The following is a 25,293-nucleotide window of genomic DNA, read 5'->3' as shown; positions in this document are numbered from 1 at the left end:
GCCGTACGCGCGTACCGGTTCCCCCACCGTCTCCCCAGACAGTCAGCCGTAAACGATCACTCAACCTTCGGTGAGAAAACCTAGCGGTCACCAGCCTTCGGTGACAATGCTCAACCTTCGCCGCGAGAGATCACACGGCAAGCCCGGGCATGACCATCCGGCTCCCATGTACTAGAGTTATCTCGACATCGAGATATCTGCCGAGGCGCACCGCAGCCGTCACTCCGGTAAGGGCTACCTAACTTAGCCTTACCTTAGCGGATCGGCCGAGACGGCGTGGCGGCAGGATTGCGGTGGTACGCGTACATAAATGAAGGAGACTGCCGTGTCGGCGAACAGCTTCGACGCCCGCAGCACGCTGCAGGTGGGCGACGAGTCGTACGAGATCTTCCGGCTTGACAAGGTCGAGGGCTCGGCCCGACTGCCTTACAGCCTGAAGGTCCTGCTGGAGAATCTGCTCCGCACCGAGGACGGCGCGAACATCACCGCCGACCACATCCGCGCCCTCGGCACCTGGGACTCCCAGGCCCAGCCGTCGCAGGAGATCCAGTTCACGCCGGCCCGCGTGATCATGCAGGACTTCACCGGCGTGCCCTGTGTCGTCGACCTCGCCACCATGCGCGAGGCCGTCAAGGAGCTCGGCGGCGACCCGGCGAAGATCAACCCGCTCGCTCCGGCCGAGCTGGTCATCGACCACTCCGTCATCGCCGACAAGTTCGGCACGAACGACGCCTTCAAGGTCAACGTCGAGCTGGAGTACGGCCGCAACAAGGAGCGCTACCAGTTCCTGCGCTGGGGCCAGACCGCCTTCGACGAGTTCAAGGTCGTCCCGCCGGGCACCGGCATCGTCCACCAGGTCAACATCGAGCACCTGGCCCGCGTCGTCATGGTCCGCGACGGCAAGGCGTACCCCGACACCCTGGTCGGCACCGACTCCCACACCACGATGGTCAACGGCCTCGGCGTCCTCGGCTGGGGCGTCGGCGGCATCGAGGCCGAGGCCGCCATGCTCGGCCAGCCGGTCTCCATGCTCATCCCGCGTGTCGTCGGCTTCAAGCTCACCGGCGAGCTGCCCACCGGCACCACCGCAACCGACCTGGTGCTGACCATCACCGAGATGCTGCGCAAGCACGGCGTGGTCGGCAAGTTCGTCGAGTTCTACGGCGAGGGCGTCTCCGCCACCTCGCTGGCCAACCGCGCCACCATCGGCAACATGTCGCCGGAGTTCGGCTCCACCGCCGCGATCTTCCCGATCGACGACGAGACCCTCAACTACCTGCGCCTGACCGGCCGCAGCGAGCAGCAGGTCGCGCTCGTCGAGGCCTACGCCAAGGAGCAGGGCCTCTGGCTGGACCCGAAGGCCGAGCCGGACTTCTCCGAGAAGCTCGAGCTGGACCTGTCCACGGTCGTCCCGTCCATCGCCGGCCCGAAGCGTCCGCAGGACCGCATCGTCCTGGCCAACGCCGCCGAGCAGTTCAGGAGCGACGTCCTCAACTACGTCCAGGCCGAGCCCTCCGGCGACAACGGCTTGGCCGCCTCCCCGGTGGACGAGGCGAGCGACGAGTCCTTCCCGGCCAGCGACGCCCCGGCCTACGGCCACGAGGAGAACGGCGCGGGCGCCCCGCAGCACTCGGCCGTCGTCCCCGGCGCCGGCCCGTCCAACCCGGTCACCGTCACCGGCGCCGACGGCTCGACCTTCGAGATCGACCACGGTGCCGTGGCCATCGCGGCCATCACCTCCTGCACCAACACCTCCAATCCGTCCGTGATGGTCGGCGCCGCGCTGGTGGCCAAGAAGGCGGTCGAGAAGGGCCTGACCCGCAAGCCGTGGGTCAAGACCACCCTCGCGCCGGGCTCCAAGGTCGTCATGGACTACTACGACAAGGCCGGCCTGACTCCGTACCTGGAGAAGATGGGCTTCAACCTCGTCGGCTACGGCTGCACCACCTGCATCGGCAACTCCGGCCCGCTGCCGGAGGAGATCTCCCGGGCGGTCAACGACAACGACCTCGCCGTCGTGTCGGTCCTCTCCGGCAACCGCAACTTCGAGGGCCGCATCAACCCGGACGTCAAGATGAACTACCTGGCGTCCCCGCCGCTGGTCGTGGCCTACGCGATCGCCGGTTCCATGAAGGTGGACATCACCCGCGAGCCGCTGGGCACCGACAAGGACGGCAACCCGGTCTACCTGAAGGACATCTGGCCCTCCGAGGCCGAGGTCAACGAGGTCATCGCGGGCGCCATCGGCGGCGACATGTTCAACAAGTCGTACCAGGACGTCTTCGCGGGCGACGCCCAGTGGCAGGCGCTGCCGATCCCGACCGGCGACACCTTCGAGTGGGACCCGGAGTCCACCTACGTCCGCAAGCCCCCGTACTTCGACGGCATGCAGATGGAGCCGGCCCCGGTCGAGGACATCGCCGGCGCCCGGGTGCTCGCCAAGCTGGGCGACTCGGTCACCACCGACCACATCTCCCCGGCCGGCGCCATCAAGGCCGACACCCCGGCGGGCAAGTACCTCACCGAGCACGGCGTCGACCGCCGCGACTTCAACTCGTACGGCTCCCGCCGCGGCAACCACGAGGTGATGATCCGCGGTACGTTCGCCAACATCCGCCTGCGCAACCAGATCGCGCCGGGCACCGAGGGCGGCTACACGCGTGACTTCACGCAGGAGGGCGGCCCGGTCACCTTCATCTACGACGCCTCGCGCAACTACATCGAGCAGGGCATCCCGCTGGTCGTCCTGGCCGGCAAGGAGTACGGCTCCGGCTCGTCCCGCGACTGGGCCGCGAAGGGCACCGCGCTGCTCGGCGTCAAGGCCGTCATCGCCGAGTCCTACGAGCGCATCCACCGCTCGAACCTCATCGGCATGGGTGTCCTGCCGCTGCAGTTCCCGGAGGGCCAGAACGCCGAGTCCCTCGGCCTGACCGGCGAGGAGACCTTCTCCATCTCCGGCGTCACCGAGCTCAACGAGGGCCGCACGCCGCGCACGGTTAAGGTCACCACCGACACCGGTGTCGAGTTCGACGCGGTGGTCCGCATCGACACCCCCGGTGAGGCCGACTACTACCGCAACGGCGGCATCATGCAGTACGTGCTGCGCAGCCTGATCCGCAAGTGATGTGCCCCTTGGCATGAATGCCAAGGGTTCCGGCCGCCGCCCGTCATCGGGCGGCGGCCGGCGCTGCACGCATCCGAGTGCCCCGTGCAGGGCCTCTTGCCTCCGTGCGGAGACTGCGCGTGCCTTTGATAACCGTGTCGCCCATCCGGCGTGCACGGGCCTCGATCTCTATCGAGGCGACGCGATCCGCGTGGTCAATGTGTCCGCAGTGAACGCAAGCGAATTCTCGCCCGCGATGGAGACGGTTCTTGGGGTCGCGTTTCCCGCAAGACGGACATGTTTGGGACGTTCCTCGGGCCGAGACGGGACGTAGTTCGCTTCGGTAGAGCGGGCATTTGTATGCCAGTTGACGGCGTCGTTCGTCAGGGGCATTGTCCAGGATCGCTCGGGTGAGTCCCGCTTTCTGCTTTCCCTTCTTTCCTCTCGCCGCGGCCTGAGAGTGACTGGCTGACGCGGTCATATTCTTCACGCGCAGGTCTTCGATTCCGACGAAGCCGTGGTTCTTGGCCAAATCAGTGGTCAACTTGTGGGTGAAGTCGAGTCTTCTTCTGGCTTGCCGAGCCCGAAGGGCTGCGATGGCGGCGATGGTGCGGTTGAGTCGATTTGAGCGCCTGCCGTGGTTGTACTTCTTGGCATACGCGATTTGTCGAGCCTTTCGCTGTTCCAGAGCCGTGAGGCGTCGTTCCTCTCCCGCTGTCAGTGTGGGCCGCATGGACCACCCCTCAGGTTCCGTGGATACCCAGGCTGAGATGGACACTCCGAAGTCGACGCCGCAGCCGGGCCGACCGTTGGGGGCAGTCGGCTTGATTCCGGAGTGCACTCCGAGAGACCGGAGTGCACTCCGAGAGAAACGTGCCATCCGAGTCCGTTACGGGCGATCGTCGCGTTGCGAATGCTCCCACCCAGGGCGCGCGAAAGGCGGATCCTCAGCCAACCAAGAAGCGGGAAGCGGACTTCCGCCCAGTGCCGGTTGAGCTTGCGGAACTGAACGGCCTCGCCCGTGAAGGGGATGCCCATCCGATCACTGCGGCGCTTGAAGACGGGTGGTCCCGCCGGATGCTCCGGATTGGCCATGTTGACGAAAGCGCGATCAGGGCGACGCAGAATCTGCTGCCCGGACTGCGCGGGGAGGTCACGAATCCAGTTGATGGAGCGGTCGGGGTCATTTGGATCTCGGTCAACAGGGTGCACTGCTCCGCTGACCATACCCAACTTCCATCATGTTTACGGCCTGCCATCAGACGGTGCTCCACGGCGAGGTTCCAGAAGGCCCGCGCATCGTGCACCCAATCGCTCAGGATTCTCTCCCGGTCTGCGCGCGGGTAGGCGCGATATTTCCGCCCGGAATCTGCCCTCATGGGCCACCCCCTCTACAAACTGACTAACGCCGCGGAGGCGAATGGGTTACGGGCACGTGTGCGAGAGTCGGTTGACTGTCCGGGTGAGCCCAGCTGACTGCTTTGCCTCCGGGGTCGACATCGACGGCGGCCATGCCGAGGTCAGGGCATCCATGTCCCGGCCAACCCGGCCAACCCGGCCGAGCCCCCGCCCGGCGCCCTGCCAGGTCGGCTGGACGGCCGCTGAGCGCAGGGCGGTTGGTGGCCGCTCGGGCGGACCCGGTGGTCGAGCCGTGGACCACCGGGTCCGCGAGCCGGGCGGGCGAAGGGGGGAAGGCGCCTGCCCGGGTGTGCGTGGCTTGTGCTGACGCTGGGGTGCGACAACGTTGTCGTGATGGTCTGTACATGACTGTATCGCCTCAACCGACAACGATGTCAACCCAGTTGAGGGAGCGCCACCCGTGTGGGTGCGAGCGCGGGCCTGTGCACCGGTACGCGGTCTTCCGTGGTACCGCCCGCGCAGGTTACTGTCCCTGCGGCTTGTGCGACCTGTGGTGCGCGACCCGTCCGAAGGAGGAGGGCCGCGTCATGCGTTTCCGTCCCACGTCCCTGCTGCTGGCCGCGGTGCTCGCGGTCGGCGGCGCCACCCCCGCCCTCGCGGCGACCGCCGCACCACCTCCCGATCTGGTCAAGGACCCCACCGCGTACGTCGATCCGCTGATCGGTACCAGGAACGGCGGCAACGTCTTCCCGGGCGCCGTCGTCCCGTTCGGCATGCTCTCCTTCAGCCCGGAGAACACCCGTGGCGACGCCACGAGAACGGCCGCGCCCGGCGGCTACCAGTACGACGCCACCCGCATCCGCGGCTTCAGCCTGACCCACATGTCCGGCACGGGGTGTGCGGGAGGCAGCGGCGACATCCCGTTCTTCCCGTACGCCGGAGAGGTCACCTCCTCGCCGGCCAGTGACACCAAGGACGCCGTCTACGCCTCCGACTTCCGCCACGCCGACGAGACCGCCGAGCCCGGCCGGTACACGGTGGGCCTGGCCTCCGGCGTCATGGCCGACCTCACGGCAACGGCGCGCACGGGCTCGGCCCGCTTCACCTACCCGGCCGACAAGCCCGCCTCCCTCCTGATCCGTACCGCCAACTCCGAGGTGGGCTCCACCGCTTCGTCGGTCACCATCGACCCGGCGAAGCGCACGGTCTCCGGCTCCGTCACCTCCGGAAACTTCTGCGGCTACCTCGACCCCGAGGGGCGGCGCGCCTACTACACCCTGTACTTCACCGCCCGCTTCGACCGCCCCTTCAAGGCGACGGGCACCTGGCAGGACGACAAGCTGAGCCCGGGTTCGACGTCGGCGTCCGGCGGCACGGGCGGCTTCTCGGCCGGCGGGCGTCCTGTGGCGGGCAAGGGCGCGGGCGGCTAGGTCGAGTTCGCGCCCGGCACCGGCCCGGTCGGCGTGAAGGTCGGCATCTCGTACGTCAGCCAGGCGGGCGCGGAGGCGAACCTGGCGGCGGAGAACCCGCCGCGGCGCTCCTTCGACTCGGTGAAGGACGCGGCCCGCCGCGCCTGGCGCGACCGGCTGGCCGCGATCAGGGTGGGCGGCGGCACGGACGACGAGCGCACCACCTTCTACACCGCGCTCTACCACGCCCTGCTGCACCCGAACGTGATCAGCGACGCGGACCGCAGATACCGGGGCAGTGACGGCGAGGTGCACACCGTGGGCCGCAGTCACCAGGCGCAGTACGGCACCTTCTCGGGCTGGGACGTCTACCGCGACCAGGTGCAGCTGCTGACCCTGCTGAGCCCGCGCACCGGCTCGGACGTCGCGCAGTCCCTGTACGAGCTCGCCCGGCAGAACGAGGGCATCTGGGACCGCTGGCTGCACGGCGCGAGCGGCACGCACGTCATGAACGGCGACCCCTCACCCACCGTCCTCGCCGGCATCCGCGCGTTCGGGGGCACCGACTTCGACCTGCGCGGTGCGCTGGCGTCGCTGGTGAAGGCGGCGACGGTGCCAACGCAGCAGGACCTGTCGGCGGCGGGCAAGCCGGTGCTGTCGGTCGGCCAACGTCCCTCGCTGGACAAGTACCTGGCCCACCACTACATGCCCTCCGTCTCCAACGCCTGGGGCGGCGCCGCGGAGACGCTGGAAATGTCCACCGCGGACTTCTCCCTCTCCCAGCTCGCCACGGCGGCAGGGGAGAAGGACACTGCAGCCACCTTCGCGCGCCGCGCCCAGTGGTGGCAGAACAACTTCAACATCGCGGCCGACCCCTCCGGCGGCTACGTCGCCAACCGCAGGGCCGACGGCAGCTGGGTCACCGGCTTCACCCCGGACACCGGCAACGGCTTCGTGGAGGGCACGGCGGCCCAGTACACCTGGATGGTCCAGCACGACCCGGCCGGCCTGTTCGCGGCGATGGGCGGCCGGGACAGGGCACTGGCCCGCCTGGACGCCTTCTTCCACAACGCCGACGGTGGCTGGGCCTTCACCGGCAGCGGCGGCGACAAGTCGGAACTGGACAACGAGCCGTCGATCAACGTCCCCTACCTGTACGACTACGCGGGCGCGCCCTACAAGGCGCAGGAGACGGTCCGGGCAGCGATGAAGCAGCTGTGGTCGACGCAGCCGGGCGGCATCCCCGGCAACGACGACCTCGGCGCGATGTCGTCCTGGTACGTCTTCTCGGCGCTCGGCATGTACCCGCAGGTGCCGTCCCGCGCCGAACTCGTCCTCGCCTCACCGCTGTTCGAGCGGATCGAGATCAACCGCCCGAACGGCAACGACATCTCCATCCGGGCGACGGGAGCGGCGGCCGGGTCGCCGTACGTCCAGTCGCTGAAGGTCGACGGCCGCGCGAGTGACCGTCCGTGGCTCCCGGCCTCCTTCGTACGCGACGGCGGCCGGCTGGACTACACCCTCTCCGGCACCCCGAACCGCGCGTGGGGGAGCGACCCGTCCGACGCCCCGCCGTCCTTCCGGCAGGGCGAGCAGCCGTACCAGATAGGCGTGGGCCCCACCACGGCGACGATCGCACCCGGGGACAGCACGAAGGTGGGCATCCGTGCCCTGTCGCTGAGTGGCGGCACGGGTCCGGAGGTTCGCTTCCGGGTGGAGACCCCGGAGGGGATCACGGCGACGCCCGCCGAGGGAACGGTGGCCGACGGCTCCCAGGAGATCACCCTCGCCTCCGCCAAGGACATCAAGCAGGGCTTCCACGACGTGAAGGTCACGGTGACGTCGGACGGCACGTCGTACGAGCAACCGGTGTCGCTGACGGTGGCCGCCCCGGGGTCCCTCCTCGCGGCCTGCAACAACACCGGCATCTCGGACGACGAGGGCGACCACGACGAGGCCGACTACGACGGCGGCGGCTGGAGCTACTCCCGACAGGCCCTCGCCGCGGCCGGTCTGAGCCCGGGCGGGCAGGGCACGGTGGACGGCCTGACCTTCACCTGGCCGAACTCGCCGAGCGGCCGCCCCGACAACGCGTCCGCGGCCGGCCAGTCGATCGAACTGCCCGCTCCGGCAGGCAAGCTGTCCTTCCTCGGCAGCGCGGTCAACGGCAACCAGCAGACCAAGGCGACCGTCACCTACACCGACGGCACCACCGACACCGTCGACCTCGCCTTCACCGACTGGACCGTCGGCGGAGGCGGAGGAACCGTCCAGTACGGCAACGAGATCGTCGCCAAGACCGCGTACCGCAACGTCGCGGGCGCCGACAAGGACCCGGTGACCACGTACGTCTTCGCCACCCAGCCCTTCGAGGCCCCGGCAGGCAAGCAGATCAGGACCGTGAAGCTCCCGACCAACACGGACCTGCACGTCTTCACCCTCGCAGTGGGCTGACAGCCGCCCGCGTGGAGAAGGAGGAGCCGTCTCCTCCCTGACGGAGCCCCGAACGACGGGGCGGGCCCGGAGTGACCTCCGGGCCCGCCCCTCTGTCATGTCGCCGTGTGTCAGGCCAGGAGTTCCACCTCCGCGAGTGTCGACTCGCCGTCGAGGACCAGGCGGTACTTCTGGTAGGTGCCCGGGGCGGCGATCGTGAAGGGGCGGGTCTGCTTGTCCCAGGCGAAGGACTCGCCGGAGCGCCTGTCCAGCGTCTTCCAGGTCGTGCCGTCCGTCGAGGCCTGGAGGGTCCAGCCGGTCGGGGCCTTCGTGCGGTCCGTGGCGGACGTCAGGGTGTACTGGACGGCCTTGGTGGCGCCGTTCACCGGCAGGTCCACCGTCGTGACCGTCGCGTCCGTCGCCGACGTGTCGTCGAACAGGGCGCCGTCACCCTTCAGGACGTCCGCCCGCGGCGTCGGTGCCTTGTCGTCAGTCGTGATGGAAACGGGCGCCGCGTTCTTGCCGGTGCCCCACGACGACGGCCGCGGACCCATGTCGAACTCCAGGACCCCGCCCTTCGAGATCACCGAGTGGGGCAGGGACGTCGACGTCCAGGTACGGCCGTTCAGCCGCACGCCCTGCACGTACACGTTCTTCCCGCTGTTCCGCGGCGCCTTGATCACCAGGTCCCGGCCGTTCTCGAGGTGCACGGTCGCCTTGGTGAACAGCGGGGAGCCGATGGCGTACTCGCCGCTGCCCATCACCAGCGGGTAGAAGCCGAGCGCGGAGAAGACGTACCAGGCCGACTGCTCGCCGTTGTCCTCGTCGCCGTGGTAGCCCTGGCCGATCTCGCTGCCGACGTAGAGGCGGGAGAGCACCTCACGGACCTTCGCCTGCGCCTTCCACGGCTGCCCGGCCGCGTCGTACATGTAGATCACGTGGTGTGCGACCTGGTTGGAGTGACCGTACTGGCCCATCCGCACGTCCCGCGCCTCCGTCATCTCGTGGATGACCCCGCCGTAGGAGCCGACGAACTCCGGGGAGGCCGTCTCCGGCGTGGCGAAGTACTTGTCGAGCTTGTCCGCCAGCCCCGACCGGCCGCCGTACAGGTTCGCCAGGCCACGGCTGTCCTGCGGGGCCGTGAAGGCGTAGCCCCAGCCGTCGGTCTCGGTGTAGTCGTAGCCCCACATGCGCGGGTCGTACTTCGCCGAGTCCATGCGCCAGTTGCCCTGGTCGTCCCGGCCCTGGAAGAAGCCCGCCCTGGAGTCGAACAGCTTCACGTAGTCCTGGGCGCGGTTGAGGCAGTACTGCGCCTCCTCCTTGTAGTGCTTCTCGCCCGTCTTCCGGTACAGGGCCTGGCCCATCTTCGCGATGCCGTAGTCGTTGACGTAGCCCTCCATCGCCCACGACAGGCCCTCGTGCGTGTCGGTGCTGGTGTAGCCGAGGAAGGGCGAGGTGCTCATGCCCTTGCGGCCCACGCCCGACGACGGGGGCACGACGGTCGCGTTCTTCAGAGCCGCGTCGTACGCCGCCTTCGCGTCGAAGCCGACGCCCTTGACGTACGCGTCGGCGAAGGCGACGTCCGACGACGTGCCGGTCATCAGGTCCGCGTACCCGGGGGAGGACCAGCGCGAGGTCCAGCCGCCGTCCTTGTACTGCTGCACGAAGCCGTCGACCATCTCACCGGCCTGGCTCGGCGTCAGGAACGAGTACGCCGGCCAGGTCGTCCGGTACGTGTCCCAGAAGCCGTTGTTCACGTACACCTTGCCGTCGACGATCTTCGCGCCGGTGTGCGTGGGGGTGTCCGGACCCGGCATCGGTGAGAAGGGGGAGGCGTACCGGTAGGTGCCGCCCACCTTCTCGAAGCCCGAGTTGGGGTACAGGTACAGCCGGTACAGGCTGGAGTACAGCGTCGTCAGCTGGTCCGGCGTCGCGCCCTCGACCTCGACCTTGCCGAGGATCCGGTCCCAGGCCCGCTGGGCCCGTGCCCTGACCGTGTCGAAGGAGGTGCCGTCCGGGATCTCCTGGCGCAGGTTGTCCTTCGCCTGGTCGATGCTGATCAGCGAGGTGGCCAGGCGCAGGGTGACCGTGTGGTCCGCGCCCGCGTCGAAGCGCAGGTAGCCCTTGACCCCGCTCGAGGAACCGTCCGTCACGGGCTTGTCGAACACCCCGTACACGAAAAGCCGGGTCGCCCCCGTCGACAGGCCCGACTTCACGTCCGAGTAGCCGGTGACGATGCCGCCTGCCTTGTCGAGGGTGAGGCCCGCCTGCTCGGTGACGTTGTCGAAGAGCACGTTCGCGTCCTGGCCCGGGTAGGTGAAGCGCAGGACCGCCGCGTGGTCGGTCGGCGTCATCTCCGCCTTCAGCCCGTTCTCGAACCGCACCCCGTAATAGTAGGGGCGCGCGGTCTCGTTCTCGTGCCGGAAGGCGAGCGCGCGGGCCGTGCGGCCGGTGTCCGGGGTGCCGGACGCGGCGGACGGCATCACCTGGAAGGTCTGCCGGTCGCCCATCCAGGGGCTCGGCTCGTGGCTCGCGCTGAACGCCTGGATCGTCGGCAGGTTGTCGTCGTTGTTCGCGCGCGCGTACTCGTACAGCCAGCTCAGAGAGGACGCGTTCGTCACCGGAGTCCAGGAGTTGAAACCGTGCGGCAGCGCGGTCGCCGGGAAGTTGTTGCCGCGCGAGAAGCTTCCGCTGGAGTTGGTGCCGCGGGTGGTCAGCGCGTAGTCGGACAGGTGCGCCTTCGGCTTCTCGGGGGCGACCGGCCTGATCGCCACGTCGTCCAGCCAGCCGCGGAACTTCGCCGGGCCGCCGGGGGAGTCGTACGCCAGAAGTATGCGGTCCACCGTCTTGCCGGCCGCGACCGACCCGATCCGGGAGGCGACGTTGTTCCACTGGTTGGCGTACAGCGTCTTGGCCACGCCCTGCCCCTGCGGGGTCAGCGCGAAGCCGTGCTGGTCGGTCGCGCCCAACTGGCTCAGATAGGTGCCGTCGGTGAAGGCCAGGTCGACGGCGACGTTCGTGGCGTCGTAGCCGTGGTCGTCGTCCGCCATCGAGGGGTAGATGCGGTACGACAGCTGGGTGTCGCGGGCGACCTTGACGTTGACGTCGAAGACCTTGTTGTACGAGTACGCCCGCCCGCTCGCCGTGTGCCGCCCGGCGTAGCGCAGCGCCCGCTTTCCGGTGAAGCCCGCGCCCGCCTTCGCGGTCGGCGAGCCGCTCGGGCCGCGGTCGACCAGCGAGAGCATGTCCTGCGGGACCGGTCCGCCGCTGCCGCCCGTGGAGAACTGGACGTCGGCGAGCTGAAGGATGTCGGCGCCGTTGTTCTTCGTGATGTCGAGCCGGAAGTGCTGGTACCCGGCCGGCGCGGCGAGGTCGTACGTCTTCGTCTGGAACCGCTCGGAGAAGGTCTCGCCGGTGCGGGTGTCGACGGTCTTCCAGTCCTTGCCGTCGGTGGAGGCCTGAAGCGTCCAGTCCTTCGGGTCACGTTCGGCGTAGTCATTGGCGGACGTGAGAGCGTATTTAACTATTTTTTCTGGTTTGTCGAGGTCGAACTCGGCCCAGCCGGTGGGCTCGAACGTCAGCCACTTGGTGCCGGACTCGCTGTCGACGAGGTTCTCCTTCACCTCGCCCGCGCCCGTGTTCTCCCCGCTGGCCCGGACATCGGTGACGTGGTCGTCCACATTGCCCGGAATGCCGGTGGTGTAGCCGCCGTCGACGCCCGAGGCGCGTTTGCTGCCGTCCGGCGCGGTGTCGACCGTGTTCAGCCAGTCCGGCGCCGGATCGCCCGCCTCGAACGAGGAGGCGAACTCCCGGTCGGCGGCAGGGGCCTTGCCGGGCAGGGCGACCGCCGCCCCCTGCGAGCCCGCCGCCATGACGAAGGCGGCCGCGATGACGACCGCCGTACCCCATCTGTGTCGCGCTCTTCGCTGCATACGAGGACCCCTCCCTGCACACTGGACAACGTTGTCAGCTTCAGTGCGTAAGGACCAGTAGGAAGTCAAGTGGCCGGTGATGTCAAGGGCGTTGGGTGGGGCATTCGGGCGCAAAGCCGCGGATTTATCCGACGTGGAACACACAGACAGCCCATATTTCCGCGAGGTCTCAACTCGGAAAAGACCGACAGCCAAACTTGCATTTGATCTTGCTCCGCCGGCGGGAAGTGGACTATACCTGTCGGCGTCCGCGTAGCCGTTCGACCGGCCGGAAGCGGGCCCGGGGGGAGCCGGAAAGGGTGGTTCGACGTGCGAAACGCGCCAGCCTCCTTGTTTTCCAACTGATCCCGGTAGATGACGCACGAAGTACTTCCTGCACGACCCAGCTTGCCCTGACCGCGGTGCCGGGGAGGATCCGGTTCACCGCCTGAGTCCTGGAGAAGGCGAGGACTTGAGCATGGGATCCACTTCCGCCGAGAACCACGGAGGCGTCGGCCGCCGGGACCTGATCAAGCGGTCCGCTGCCCTCGGTTTGATCTCCGTACCCACGATGAGCTTCCTGTCCGCGTGCGCCAGTAGCGGCGGAGACAACCAGGGGAAGGCCAAAGCGGGAAAGAAGACCTCGAAGAACCCGCTCGGTGTCAACGACACCGCACAGATGGAATTCGTACTGTTCGACGGCGGCTTCGGCAAGGAGTACGCCCAGGACGCCGTGAAGATCTACGAGCAGAACTTCCCGAAGGCGAAGGTGAAGTTCTCCGCCACCCAGAAGATCCAGTCGACGCTCCAGCCACGCTTCAACCAGGGCAACCCGCCGGACCTCATCGACAACTCCGGCGCCGAGCAGATGGACATGGGCGTCCTGGTCGGCAAGAACCAGCTCGCCGACCTCACCCCGCTGCTGGACGCCCCGTCGTACGACGACCCCAACAAGAAGGTCCGTGACACGCTGCGCCCTGGCATCGTGGAAATGGGCCAGTTCGACGGCAAGCCGGTCTGGATCCTGTACTACGCCTACACGGTCTACGGCGTCTGGTACTCGCAGAAGGCCCTGGACTCGCTCGACGAGAAGTATCCGGAGACCTGGGACGAAATGCTCAAGGTCTGCGAGAAGGCCAAGAAGAAGGGCATGGCGGGCTGGACGTACGCCGGCAAGTACCCGTACTACATCCCCTTCTCGCTCTACCCGATGATCGGCAAGGTCGGCGGCCGCGAGGTCCTCGACGCCATCGACAACCTCGAGCCCAACGCCTGGAAGCACCCGGCGGTCAAGGCCTGCTTCGAGGCCTACTTCGAGCTCTACAGGAAGGGCTACATCCTCAAGGGCACGCCGGGGCTCGACCACATCCAGTCGCAGACCGCCTGGGCGAAGGGCAAGGCGCTGTTCATCCCGAACGGCTCCTGGGTGGAGAACGAGTCGGCGAACGTCATCCCGAAGGACTTCAACCTCGCCGTCTCTGCGCCCACCGGCCTCGACAGCTCCGACAAGCTGCCGTTCGGCACCATCTGGGCCTCCGGCGGTGAGCCCTTCATCGTCCCGGCCAAGGCCAAGAACGCCGAGGGCGGCATGGAGCAACTGCGCATCATGCTGAGCGAGGCGTCCTCCAAGAACTTCACGGCCAAGGTGAAGTCGCTGACCGCGTACAACGGCGGCACCAGCGGCATCACCCTCACCCCGGGTCTGCAGTCCGGTGTCGCGGCGCTGGAGAAGGCCGGCTCCAACGTGGTGAATCCGCGGCTCCAGGACTGGTACGTGCAGCTGCAGAAGGAGAAGATCGGTGTGGCCTGTCTCGGCGAGATGATGGCCGGCCGCCTCACCCCGGCCGAGGCCATCAAGAAGATCCAGGGCTTTGCCGACGAGGCCGCCAAGGACACGTCGATCAAGCACTACAAGCACCAGTGAGGGTCCGTCACCAGCGGCGACACCCGCCCAGAGATCGGGGTCGGTAGCAAATGCAGCACGGCAAGTACCGGTTCATCGTGGGGTTCCTGACGGTTCCCCTGGGGCTCTACGCGCTCTTCGTCGTCTGGCCGTTCATCCAGTCCATCTACTACTCGTTCACGGACTGGACCGGCCTGAGCCCCGAATTCAAGATGGTCGGCCTCGACAACTACAAGAGGATGCTCGACGACGAGATCTTCTGGAAGTCGTTGCAGCACAGTCTGCTGTTCGCGTTGGTGCTGCCGCTGGTGACGATCAGTCTGGCGCTGTTCTTCGCCTTCATGATCAATGTGGGCGGACGGCGGAGGAAGGGCGGGCCGGTGGTCTCCGGTGTCCGCGGTTCCTCGTTCTACAAGATCGTCTACTTCTTCCCGCAGGTGCTGTCGATCGCGATCGTCGCCCTGTTGTTCGCCTTCGCGTACAACCCGGACAGCGGCGCGATCAACTCCCTGCTGCGAGGGATTGGGCTCGACAGCGTCCAGCCACTGTGGCTGGGCGACCCGAACCTCGCCCTGTGGTGCGTCATGGCGGTGCTCGTCTGGTCGACGGTCGGCTTCTTCGTGGTCCTCTTCTCCGCCGGGATGGCCTCCATTCCGGCGGACCTGTACGAGGCCGCGCTGCTGGACGGCGCCAACAGGTTCACCACCTTCTTCCGGATCACCCTGCCGCTGCTGTGGGACACCGTGCAGTCCGGCTGGGTCTACATGGGCATCCTCGCCCTCGGTGCCGAGTCGTTCGCGGTCGTACAGATCATGACGACCGGACCGGGTGGCCCCGACTACTCGACCACCGTCATGGTCCTGTACGTGTACCAGAAGGCGTTCCGTGACGGTCAGGCCGCCTACGCCACCACCATCGGCGTCGCCCTGCTCATCGTCACCCTGGCATTTGCCGCCGTCGTGATGCGGCTGGGCCGGCGCGAGCGGCTGGAGTTCTGATCAGATGAAAACGACCGAGACCCCCGGCCCCGTTCCGGCCGAGTCCGGTGCTGCCGTCGTCAAGATCGACACGGTGGCCGAAAAGCCGCCCCGGGAGAAGAGGGAGGGCACCGTCCTCAACGTCTTCTCGCACGGGATCCTCGTCATCTGGGCGATCATGGTGGTCCTGCCGCTGGTGTGGGCGGTGATGACGTCCTTCAAGACCGACAGCTCCATCTTCGGCTCGCCCTGGTCGCTGCCGGACAAGCTGCACTTCGACAACTGGTCGCGGGCCTGGACCGACGCCAACATGAGCGACTACTTCCTCAACACCGTCCTGGTGGTGGGCGGCTCGCTCATCGGCACGCTGGTGCTCGGCTCCATGGCGGCCTACGTGCTGGCTCGGTTCGACTTCCCGGGCAACCGCTTCATCTACTACCTGTTCGTCGGCGGCATGAGTTTTCCGATCATGCTGGCGCTGGTTCCCCTGTTCTACGTCGTGAACAACATGGGGCTGCTGAACACGATCCACGGGCTCATCCTGGTCTACATCGCCTACTCGCTGCCGTTCACGGTGTTCTTCCTTACCGCGTTCTTCCGGACGCTGCCGACCTCGGTGGCGGAGGCGGCGTTCGTCGACGGGGCCTCGCACACCCGGACGTTCTTCCAGATCATGCTGCCCATGGCGAAGCCCGGCCTGATCAGCGTGGGCATCTTCAACTTTCTCGGGCAGTGGAACCAGTACATGCTGCCCACGGTGCTCAACACCGATCCCGACAAGCACGTCCTCACCCAGGGACTGGTGCAGCTGGCCGTCAGCCAGGGCTACAAGGGCGACTGGTCCGGTCTCTTCGCCGGCCTGGTGATGGCGATGCTGCCGGTGCTCGCGGCCTACATCATCTTCCAGCGCCAGGTGGTGCAGGGGCTGACGGCGGGCGCTCTGAAGTAGCACCGGCCCGCCCTCGCGCCCACGCCGCTCCCGCAAGGCCGGGGGCGGCGTCCGTGTGCCCGCTGCCTGGGTACGTCAGTGTGTCCAAGGACCCGGAAACGGTTCAACCTCTTGACGGGAGGCGATCCGAACGGCTCAGCTTAGAGTTCACTAGTTGGACACAGACGGGGCCTCGCCGAAGCGGCCCCGCGCTCAGGAGGTCGTCGTGGAGACTCCAGGGTCGCAGTCGTCGCTGCACCGAGCCAACCTGGAGCGGGTCGTACGCGCCGTGCGGCTGGCCGGGTCCCTCACGCAGGCGGAGATCGCGAGGACCACGGGCCTGTCCGCGGCGACGGTCTCCAACATCGTGCGCGAGCTCAAGGACGGCGGAACGGTCCAGGTCACGCCCACCTCGGCGGGCGGCCGCCGGGCCCGCAGCGTGTCACTGAGCAGCGACGCCGGCATCGTCATCGGCGTCGACTTCGGACACGCCCATTTGCGGGTCGCGGTCGGGAACCTCGCCCACCAGGTGCTGGCCGAGGAGTCCGAACCGCTGGACGTCGACGCCTCCTCGACACAGGGCTTCGACCGGGCGGAAGAGCTGGTCAATCGCCTGATCGCGGCAACGGGGGTCGACCCCTCCAAGGTCGCCGGCGTGGGTCTCGGCGTGCCCGGACCGATCGACGTCGAGTCCGGCACCCTGGGCTCCACGGCCATCCTGCCGGGCTGGACCGGCACCAAGCCCGCCGAGGAGCTGCGGGAGCGGCTCGGCGTGCCCGTGCACGTGGACAACGACGCCAACCTGGGCGCCCTCGGCGAGCTCGTCTGGGGCAGCGGCCGGGGCGTGAAGGACCTGGCGTACATCAAGGTCGCCAGCGGTGTCGGCGCGGGTCTGGTGATCAATGGAAAGATCTACCGCGGCCCCGGCGGCACGGCGGGTGAAATCGGACATATCACTCTTGATGAATCCGGCCCCGTCTGCCGCTGCGGAAACCGGGGCTGCCTGGAGACCTTCACTGCCGCGCGGTACGTCCTCCCGCTGCTCCAGCCCAGTCACGGCACCGACCTGACGATGGAAGGCGTCGTGCGACTGGCTCGGGACGGTGACCCCGGCTGCCGTCGGGTGATCGCCGACGTCGGCCGCCACATCGGCAGTGGTGTCGCAAACCTGTGCAATCTGCTGAACCCCAGCCGGGTGGTCCTCGGTGGTGATCTCGCGGAGGCCGGTGAGCTGGTGCTCGGGCCGATCAGGGAGTCCGTCGGCCGCTACGCCATCCCCAGCGCCGCGCGCCAACTGTCCATTCTTCCGGGGGCACTTGGCGGCCGTGCGGAGGTGCTGGGGGCGCTCGCCCTCGCGCTCAGCGAGATGGGTGATTCGACCCTTTTGGAGGGTACGCTGTCTGCGGCTACCCCTGCCTTCACTTAGAGAACGGATGGCATCGTTGCCATCTCGTTAAGGATTTACTTCTTGACGTCGTACGTGTGGCCGAGTTGACTTCCAGCCACCTCGGCCGCAACGACGCGGCCTCGTCAGGGAGGTTTCTGAAGTGAACACGCGTATGCGTCGTGCCGCCGTTGCCGTTGCTGCTGGTGCGATGGCTGTCTCGCTGGCCGCCTGTGGCAGTGCCAAGGAGTCCGGCGGTGGTTCTTCCTCGTCGTCCTCGGGTGCCAAGAAGGGCGACAACATCAAGGTCGGTCTGCTCCTGCCGGAGAACCAGACCGCGCGCTACGAGAAGTTCGACCGCCCCTTGATCGAGAAGAAGGTCAAGGAGCTCACCAACAACAAGGCCACGGTCGTCTACGCCAACGCCAAGCAGGACGCCAGCCTGCAGAACCAGCAGGTCGACACCATGATCACCAACAAGGTGGACGTGCTGATCGTCGACGCCGTGGACGCCGCCGCCATCAGGAACTCGGTGCAGAAGGCCAAGGACGCGGGCATCCCGGTCGTCGCCTACGACCGCCTGGCGCAGGGCCCGATCGACGCCTACACGTCGTTCGACAACGTGACGGTCGGCAAGACCCAGGGTGAGGCGCTGCTGAAGGCCCTCGGTTCGAAGGCCAAGTCCGGCAAGATCGTCATGATGAACGGGTCGTCCACCGACCCGAACGCCGCGCAGTTCAAGCAGGGCGCCCACTCCGTGCTCGACGGCAAGGTGAACATCGGCAAGGAGTACGACACCAAGGAGTGGAAGCCGGAGAACGCCAACTCCAACATGGAGGGCGCCATCTCCGCTCTCGGCAAGAAGAACATCATCGGCGTCTACTCCGCCAACGACGGCATGGCCGGCGGTATCATCACCGCGCTCAAGGCGGCCGGCATCTCCAAGATCCCGGTCACCGGCCAGGACGCGGAGCTCGCGGGTGTGCAGCGCATCGTCGCCGGTGAGCAGTACATGAGCGTCTACAAGCCGTACGCCCCCGAGGCCGACGCGGCCGCCGAGATGGCCGTCTACCTGGCACAGGGCAAGTCGCTCGCCTCCGTCGCCAAGGACAAGGTCGACAGCCCCACCAACAAGGGCATCCCGTCCGTGCTGGTCCCGGTCACCTCGCTGACCAAGGACAACATCAAGGACACCGTCGTCAAGGACGGCGTCTACACGGTCAACGAGATCTGCACGGCCCAGTACAAGTCGGCCTGCGACAAGATCGGCCTGAAGTAAGCAGCGGCAAGCGCCTTTCCAACCAGGGGAAAACGCTCTTGGAATTCCCCTGGCTGGACGAAGGCGCCCACAGACTCCTCCGGCGCCCCGCGTATCAGACAGCCCCGCAAGCTCGTGCGGGGCGCCGGACGGAACACTTCCCCCCAAACTTCTGCACAACCTCCCGCCGGGTCAGGCGGCGAAGGAGATGGTTCACGTGTCCGCTACGCCCGTGCTGGCGTTGCGCGGGGTCTCCAAGCGGTTCGGTGCCGTACAGGCGCTCACCGACGTAGAGCTTGAGGTCCACGCCGGTGAGGTGGTCGCCCTGGTCGGCGACAACGGCGCCGGAAAGTCCACGCTGGTCAAGACGATCGCCGGCGTGCACCCCATCGATGAGGGCGTCATCGAGTGGGAAGGCAAGGCCGTCCAGATCAGCAAGCCGCACGACGCCCAGAACCTGGGCATTGCGACGGTGTACCAGGACCTCGCGCTGTGCGACAACATCGACGTCGTCGGCAACCTCTACCTCGGCCGGGAGATCCGCCGCCGCGGTGTCCTGGACGAGGTAGAGATGGAGCGGCGCTCGCGCGAGCTGCTGGATCAGCTGTCCATCCGCATCCCCAGCGTCCGCATCCCGATCGCCTCGCTCTCCGGCGGTCAGCGCCAGACCGTGGCCATTGCCCGCTCCATGCTCGGCGAGCCCAAGCTGGTCATCCTCGACGAGCCCACCGCCGCCCTCGGCGTCGAGCAGACCGCGCAGGTCCTCGACCTCGTGGAGCGGCTGCGCGAACGCGGTCACGCCGTGATACTCATCAGCCACAACATGGCCGACGTGAAGGCCGTCGCCGACAAGGTGGCCGTCCTGCGTCTGGGTCGCAACAACGGCGTCTTCGAGGTCAAGTCGACCTCGCAGGAAGAGATCATCTCCGCCATCACCGGCGCCACGGACAATGCCGTGACCCGTCGTGCGGCGCGCACCAATGGGGAGATCAAGAAGTGAGCATCGACAAGACCTCCACGCCCGAGGACCACGTCGTGGAGAACCCCGAGGCCGCACGCGGCGCCGACGTGGCCGTCGACCCCCGACTGCTGGTGCGCGAACAGGGCTTCGCGGGCTACGTCACCGAGTTCAAGCGCAAGATGAAGGCCGGCGACCTCGGCTCCATCCCGGTCGTCATCGGTCTGGTGATCATCTGGATCATCTTCCAGAGCCTGAACTCCAACTTCCTCACCGCGGGCAACCTGTCCGACATCTCCGTCGCCATGGTCGGCACGGGCATGATCGCCGTCGGCATCGTGTTCGTGCTGCTGCTCGGCGAGATCGACCTGTCGGTCGGCTCGGTCTCCGGTGTCGCGGGTGCCACCTTCGCCGTCCTGAACGTCACGCACGGCATGAACGAGGTGCTGGCCTTCGTCCTGGCCATCCTCACGGGCACGGTCGCCGGCGCGATCCACGGCTTCTTCTTCGCGAAGATCGGGGTACCGGCGTTCGCGGTCACCCTGGCCGGTCTGCTGTTCTGGAACGGCTTCATGCTCAAGATCCTGGGCGACAACGGCACGATCAACCTGAACAGCGACGGGCTGGTCGCCAAGCTGACCAACTACTACTTCTCCGACGTGGCCGCCGCCTACGGGCTCGCCATCGCGGTGACCATGCTGTTCTTCCTCACCTCCTTCTTCGGCAACAAGCGCCGCGAGGCCGCGGGCGTGCCGTCCCGGCCGCTGAGCGAAACCATCCTGCGCACCGTGCTGCTGGCGATCGTCGCCTTCGCCGTCGCGATCGTCTACAACCAGTACAAGGGTCTGCCGCTGGCCGTGGTGATCTTCGTCGCCGTGCTGCTGATCACCGACTTCGTGCTGCGGCGTACCGCGTACGGCCGGAAGATCTTCGCGCTCGGCGGCAGCGTCGAGGCCTCCCGCCGTGCCGGTATCAACGTGGAGATGGTCCGGATCTCGGTCTTCGCGATCTCCGGCACCTTCGCGGCGATCGGCGGCCTGTTCATCGCCTCCAAGATCGCGTCCGCCAACCAGGGCGCCGGCGGCGGTGACCTGCTGATGAACGCGATCGCGGCGGCCGTCATCGGCGGTACGTCTCTCTTCGGTGGCCGTGGCCGCACCTGGAACGCGCTCCTCGGCGTGCTGGTGATCGTCTCGATCCAGTACGGCCTCGCCCTGGAGGGCATCGCCTCGCCGGTCCAGTACATGATCACCGGTGGTGTGCTGCTGGCGACCGTCGTCATCGACGCGGTCACCCGCAAGACCCAGAAGACGGCCGGTCGCGCCTAGCGGCAGCCGACCCCAGCCACTGTGCCCGGCGCCAACGGCGGTGCCGGGCACAGTTGCGTCATGAGAAAACGTCTTTCCCGGGTAACGGCCGTTCGCGTGACCCACGACGCACAGCCCGGACATCGGCCGCTCGGGCGGAACATTAGACTCGACGAGCCCGGCAACAGCTCGATCAGCTCTACTGCAAGGAGGCACGGGTGCCGTTGCTGACCCGCATCAGGGGACCGCGCGATCTGGACCGGCTCAGCCTGGAGGAGCTGGACCAGCTGGCAGATGAGATCCGGACCTTCCTCGTCGATGCGGTCTCCAAGACCGGCGGCCACCTCGGCCCCAACCTCGGTGTGGTGGAGCTGACCATCGCCCTGCACCGGGTCTTCGACTCACCGAAGGACAAGGTGTTGTGGGACACGGGCCACCAGGCCTACGTCCACAAGCTGCTCACGGGCCGGCAGGACTTCTCCCGCCTGAAGATGAAGGGCGGCCTGTCCGGTTACCCCTCGCAGGCCGAGTCCGAGCACGATGTCATCGAGAACAGCCACGCCTCCACGGTCCTCGGCTGGGCCGACGGCATCGCGAAGGCCAACCAGCTGCTCAGACGCGACAGCCACGTCGTCGCCGTGATCGGCGACGGGGCCCTGACCGGCGGCATGGCCTGGGAGGCGCTCAACAACATCGCCGATGCCAAGGACCGCCCCCTGGTCATCGTTGTCAACGACAATGAGCGGTCGTACGCCCCCACCATCGGCGGCCTCGCCAACCACCTGGCCACCCTGCGCACGACGGACGGCTACGAGCGCTTCCTGGCCCGCACCAAGGATCTCCTGGAACGCACCCCCGTCGTCGGCAAGCCGCTGTACGACACCCTGCACGGTGCCAAGAAGGGGCTGAAGGACTTCATCGCCCCGCAGGGCCTGTTCGAGGACCTCGGCCTGAAGTACGTCGGGCCCATCAACGGTCACGACATCGAGGCCCTGGAGTCGGCCTTCGCCCGGGCCAAGCGCTTCGGCGGCCCCGTCATCGTGCACTGCCTCACCGAGAAGGGCCGCGGCTACCAGCCCGCCCTCCAGGACGAGGCCGACCGCTTCCACGCCGTCGGCAAGATCCACCCCGACACGGGCCTGCCGATCGCCACGTCCGGGGCCGACTGGACCTCCGTCTTCGGCGACGAGATGGTCAAGCTCGGCAAGGAGCGCAAGGACATCGTCGCCATCACGGCCGCCATGCTGCAGCCGGTCGGCCTGGACAAGTTCGCCAGGGCCTTCCCCGACCGCGTCTACGACGTCGGCATCGCCGAGCAGCACGGCGCCGTCTCCGCGGCGGGCCTGGCCCACGGCGGTGTGCACCCCGTCTTCGCCGTCTACGCCACCTTCCTCAACCGCGCCTTCGACCAGGTCCTGATGGACGTGGCCCTGCACAAGTGCGGCGTCACCTTCGTCCTGGACCGGGCCGGCATCACCGGCACCGACGGCGCCTCCCACAACGGCATGTGGGACATGTCGATCCTCCAGGTCGTCCCGGGCCTGCGCCTGGCCGCCCCGCGCGACGCCGACCAGGTCCGCGCCCAGCTGCGCGAGGCCGTCGCCGTCGAGGACGCGCCGACCGTGGTCCGCTTCTCCAAGGGTGCCGTCGGCCCCGCCGTACCCGCCGTCGGCCGTGTCGGCGGCATGGACGTGCTGCGTGAGCCCGGCACCGACACCCCCGACGTCCTCCTCGTCTCCGTCGGAGCCCTCGCACCGATGTGCCTGGAGGTCGCCGCGCTCCTCGACAGGCAGGGCATCTCCACCACCGTCGTCGACCCACGCTGGGTCAAGCCGGTCGACGAGGCCATGGCCCCGCTCGCCGAGCGGCACCGCGTGGTCGTCACCGTCGAGGACAACTCCCGCGTCGGCGGTGTCGGCTCGGCCATCGCCCAGGCCCTGCGGGACGCGGGCGTCGACGTGCCGCTGCGCGACTTCGGCATCCCGCCGCGCTTCCTCGACCATGCCTCCCGCGCCGAGGTCATGGCGGAGATCGGGCTGACCGCGCCCGACATCGCCCGCCAGGTCACCGGGCTGGTCGCCAAGCTGGACGGCCGGTACGAGCGCGCCGCGTCCGGAGTGGACACGGTGGAGCCCGCGCGCGACTAGCCGCGTCCGGACGGGCCGGTTTCTCCACTGCAAGGAGTGGCGAAACCGGCCCATCTGCGTGAATCCACCCGCTCCGGGGCATACGCACTACGCCCCCTCTCGATCATGTCGAGGACGACGAGCGTGGGAGGTACGCACGTGAGCAGCACCCTCTTCAGGACGAAGAAGGTCGAGCAGTCCATCCTCGATACCGAGGAGCCAGAGCACGCGCTCAAGAAGTCCCTGTCCGCGCTGGACCTGACCGTCTTCGGCGTCGGTGTCATCATCGGCACCGGCATCTTCGTCCTCACCGGCAAGGTGGCCAAGGAGAACGCGGGCCCCGCGGTCTCCCTGTCCTTCGTCGCGGCGGGTTTCGTCTGCGCCCTCGCCGCGCTCTGCTACGCGGAGTTCGCCTCCACGGTCCCGGTGGCGGGATCCGCGTACACCTTCTCGTACGCCTCCCTCGGTGAACTGCCCGCCTGGATCATCGGCTGGGACCTGGTGCTGGAGTTCGCGCTGGGCACGGCGGTGGTCGCCGTCGGCTGGTCGGGCTACATCCGCTCGCTCATGGACAACGCGGGCTGGCACATGCCCGACGCGCTGAGCGGGCGGGAAGGGACGCCGGGCTTCGGCTTCGACATCCTCGCCGCCGCCCTGGTCCTGGTGCTCACCGGCATCCTCGTCCTCGGCATGAAGCTCTCCGCGCGCGTCACCTCGGTCGTCGTCGCCATCAAGCTGACCGTCGTCCTCATCGTGATCATCGCGGGCGCGTTCTTCGTCAAGGCCACCAACTACCAGCCGTTCGTTCCGAAGGCGCAGTCGGCGGAGGCGGGCGGCAACCTCAAGGCGCCGCTCGTCCAGCTGATGTTCGGCTGGGCGCCGTCCAACTTCGGCGTGATGGGCATCTTCACCGCGGCCTCCGTGGTCTTCTTCGCCTTCATCGGCTTCGACATCGTGGCCACCGCCGCCGAGGAGACCCGCAACCCGCAGCGCGACATGCCGCGCGGCATCCTGGGCTCGCTGTTCATCTGCACCGTGCTGTACGTGGCGGTGTCGATCGTGGTGACCGGTATGGAGAAGTACAGCAACCTGTCCGTGGACGCCCCGCTCGCCGACGCGTTCAAGGCCATCGGGCACCCCTGGTACGCGGGCGTGATCAGCTTCGGCGCCGCCGTCGGCCTGACCACCGTCTGCATGATCCTGCTGCTCGGCCAGACCCGGGTGTTCTTCGCGATGAGCCGCGACGGGCTGCTGCCGCGCTTCTTCTCCCGCGTCCACCCGCGCTTCAGGACCCCCCACCGGCCGACCATCCTGCTCGGTGTGATCATCGCGATCGTCGCGGGCTTCACCAGCCTGAGCGAACTCGCGGAGCTGGTGAACATCGGCACGCTGTTCGCCTTCGTCGTCGTGGCGCTCAGCGTGATCATCCTTCGCAAGACCCGCCCGGACCTGCCCCGCGCCTTCCGCACCCCGTGGGTGCCGTTCATCCCGATCCTGTCGGTGTGCGCCGCGCTGTGGCTGATGCTGAACCTGCCCGCCCAGACCTGGCTGCGGTTCGCCATCTGGATGGTGATCGGCTTCCTGGTCTACTTCCTCTACGGCCGCTCCCACAGCCGTCTCGGGCAGCAGCAGGAGACTTCGGCCGGCGAGGCCTACGGGTCCGGGAGCGCCGGCACCCCGTAACCCGGCCGTGGTGCAGCCCGGCCCCACGGGTCCCGCTCCGGCCGAGGTGACGGAGCCGGACAACGCGGCAGGCCCTGCCCGCCGCGCCGCTCGCCCCTTAGCCCCGTACGGCCCGCGGTCCGGTGACCTCGGCTCCCAACTCCGTTACCCGGCGCCGCAGTTCCCGGTCCGCCGTGACGACCAGGACGGGACGGTCACCGGCCTGGTCGACCAGTTCGACGAGGCGGTCGTCGCCGCTGCCGGATGCCGCCTCGACCCGCACCCCCGGCACCGGGTCCACGCCGCGTGCCGCGCCCTCGACGACGAGGACGATCTCCGCGTGGCCCGGCAGGTCCGGCAGGCCGCCCGCCGCCAGCCGGTCCCGCAATCGCTCCGCGGCCCCCTTGCGGTCGCGCCACCAGCCGTCGGGCACCGACCCGACCACGTTCGCACCGTCGACGATCACGAGCAGGGGGGTGTCCTCGTCCATGGGTCCAGGGTCGCACGGTACGCGCGCCCGGGTCGTCAGCCGTCGAGCTGTTCACCGAAGGGCACCGCGGCGTCGAAGTGGTCCG

The 25,293-nt window shown here is 67.9% G+C and carries 13 protein-coding genes and 1 pseudogene; 11 read left to right on the top strand and 3 right to left on the bottom strand.

Translation table 11 applies throughout. The annotated features are described in order from the left end of the window. Positions 1-325 precede the first annotated feature (325 nt). A complete protein-coding gene (locus ABZV31_RS06380; protein ID WP_355888870.1) occupies positions 326-3,124 on the top strand; it encodes an aconitate hydratase in 2,799 nt (932 codons plus the stop codon). Positions 3,125-3,167: 43 nt separating this feature from the next. Here the strand turns inward: ABZV31_RS06380 and ABZV31_RS06375 are convergent, their stop codons facing one another. Continuing rightward, positions 3,168-3,983, bottom strand: a complete 816-nt coding sequence (locus tag ABZV31_RS06375; protein ID WP_355888867.1) for a transposase — start codon at positions 3,981-3,983, stop codon at positions 3,168-3,170. A 1,066-nt stretch (positions 3,984-5,049) separates the two neighbouring features. Between ABZV31_RS06375 and ABZV31_RS06370 the strand changes: the two are divergent. Next, positions 5,050-8,325, top strand: a pseudogene (locus ABZV31_RS06370) (GH92 family glycosyl hydrolase). 110 nt (positions 8,326-8,435) lie between these two features. Here the strand turns inward: ABZV31_RS06370 and ABZV31_RS06365 are convergent. Beyond that, the gene (locus ABZV31_RS06365; protein WP_355888864.1) at positions 8,436-12,236 is read right to left on the bottom strand and encodes a GH92 family glycosyl hydrolase; all 3,801 of its coding nucleotides are present in this window, start codon (positions 12,234-12,236) and stop codon (positions 8,436-8,438) included. A 457-nt stretch (positions 12,237-12,693) separates the two neighbouring features. On the opposite strand from ABZV31_RS06365, the gene ngcE reads away from it, so the two are divergent. The 9 genes from ngcE to ABZV31_RS06320 all read left to right on the top strand — a co-directional run bounded on the left by ngcE (position 12,694) and on the right by ABZV31_RS06320 (position 24,739). After that, complete coding sequence (gene ngcE / locus ABZV31_RS06360) at positions 12,694-14,139, top strand: N-acetylglucosamine/diacetylchitobiose ABC transporter substrate-binding protein (protein ID WP_355888861.1); 1,446 nt, start codon at positions 12,694-12,696, stop codon at positions 14,137-14,139. Positions 14,140-14,189: 50 nt separating this feature from the next. Then, entirely contained in the window at positions 14,190-15,116 is a 927-nt protein-coding gene (locus tag ABZV31_RS06355; protein WP_355888858.1) for a sugar ABC transporter permease, read from the top strand. 4 nt (positions 15,117-15,120) lie between these two features. Further along, positions 15,121-16,044, top strand: coding sequence for a carbohydrate ABC transporter permease (locus ABZV31_RS06350; protein ID WP_355888855.1), 924 nt, complete (start codon positions 15,121-15,123; stop codon positions 16,042-16,044). Between the two features lie 205 nt (positions 16,045-16,249). Continuing rightward, positions 16,250-17,449, top strand: coding sequence for an ROK family transcriptional regulator (locus ABZV31_RS06345; RefSeq protein ID WP_355888852.1), 1,200 nt, complete (start codon positions 16,250-16,252; stop codon positions 17,447-17,449). Positions 17,450-17,582: 133 nt separating this feature from the next. Then, positions 17,583-18,686: a sugar ABC transporter substrate-binding protein gene (locus tag ABZV31_RS06340; RefSeq protein ID WP_355889033.1), complete on the top strand. Its 1,104-nt coding sequence runs from the start codon at positions 17,583-17,585 to the stop codon at positions 18,684-18,686. Between the two features lie 187 nt (positions 18,687-18,873). Further along, positions 18,874-19,665, top strand: a complete 792-nt coding sequence (locus ABZV31_RS06335) for an ATP-binding cassette domain-containing protein (RefSeq protein ID WP_355888849.1) — start codon at positions 18,874-18,876, stop codon at positions 19,663-19,665. Continuing rightward, positions 19,662-20,951: a sugar ABC transporter permease gene (locus ABZV31_RS06330; protein ID WP_355888846.1), complete on the top strand. Its 1,290-nt coding sequence runs from the start codon at positions 19,662-19,664 to the stop codon at positions 20,949-20,951. Before ABZV31_RS06335 ends, ABZV31_RS06330 begins: the two co-directional genes overlap by 4 nt. 197 nt (positions 20,952-21,148) lie before the next feature. Beyond that, positions 21,149-23,077, top strand: coding sequence for a 1-deoxy-D-xylulose-5-phosphate synthase (gene dxs / locus ABZV31_RS06325; protein ID WP_355888843.1), 1,929 nt, complete (start codon positions 21,149-21,151; stop codon positions 23,075-23,077). A 138-nt stretch (positions 23,078-23,215) separates the two neighbouring features. Beyond that, complete coding sequence (locus ABZV31_RS06320; RefSeq protein ID WP_355888840.1) at positions 23,216-24,739, top strand: amino acid permease; 1,524 nt, start codon at positions 23,216-23,218, stop codon at positions 24,737-24,739. A 97-nt stretch (positions 24,740-24,836) separates the two neighbouring features. On the opposite strand, the gene ABZV31_RS06315 is transcribed toward ABZV31_RS06320, so the two are convergent. Continuing rightward, positions 24,837-25,208, bottom strand: a complete 372-nt coding sequence (locus ABZV31_RS06315; protein ID WP_355888837.1) for an NTP pyrophosphohydrolase — start codon at positions 25,206-25,208, stop codon at positions 24,837-24,839. Positions 25,209-25,293 lie beyond the last annotated feature (85 nt).

The sequence above is a fragment of the Streptomyces sp. NPDC005202 genome (genome assembly GCF_040608235.1).
Taxonomy (GTDB): Bacteria; Actinomycetota; Actinomycetes; order Streptomycetales; family Streptomycetaceae; genus Streptomyces.
This window is presented reverse-complemented; position numbering and strand designations above follow the sequence as displayed.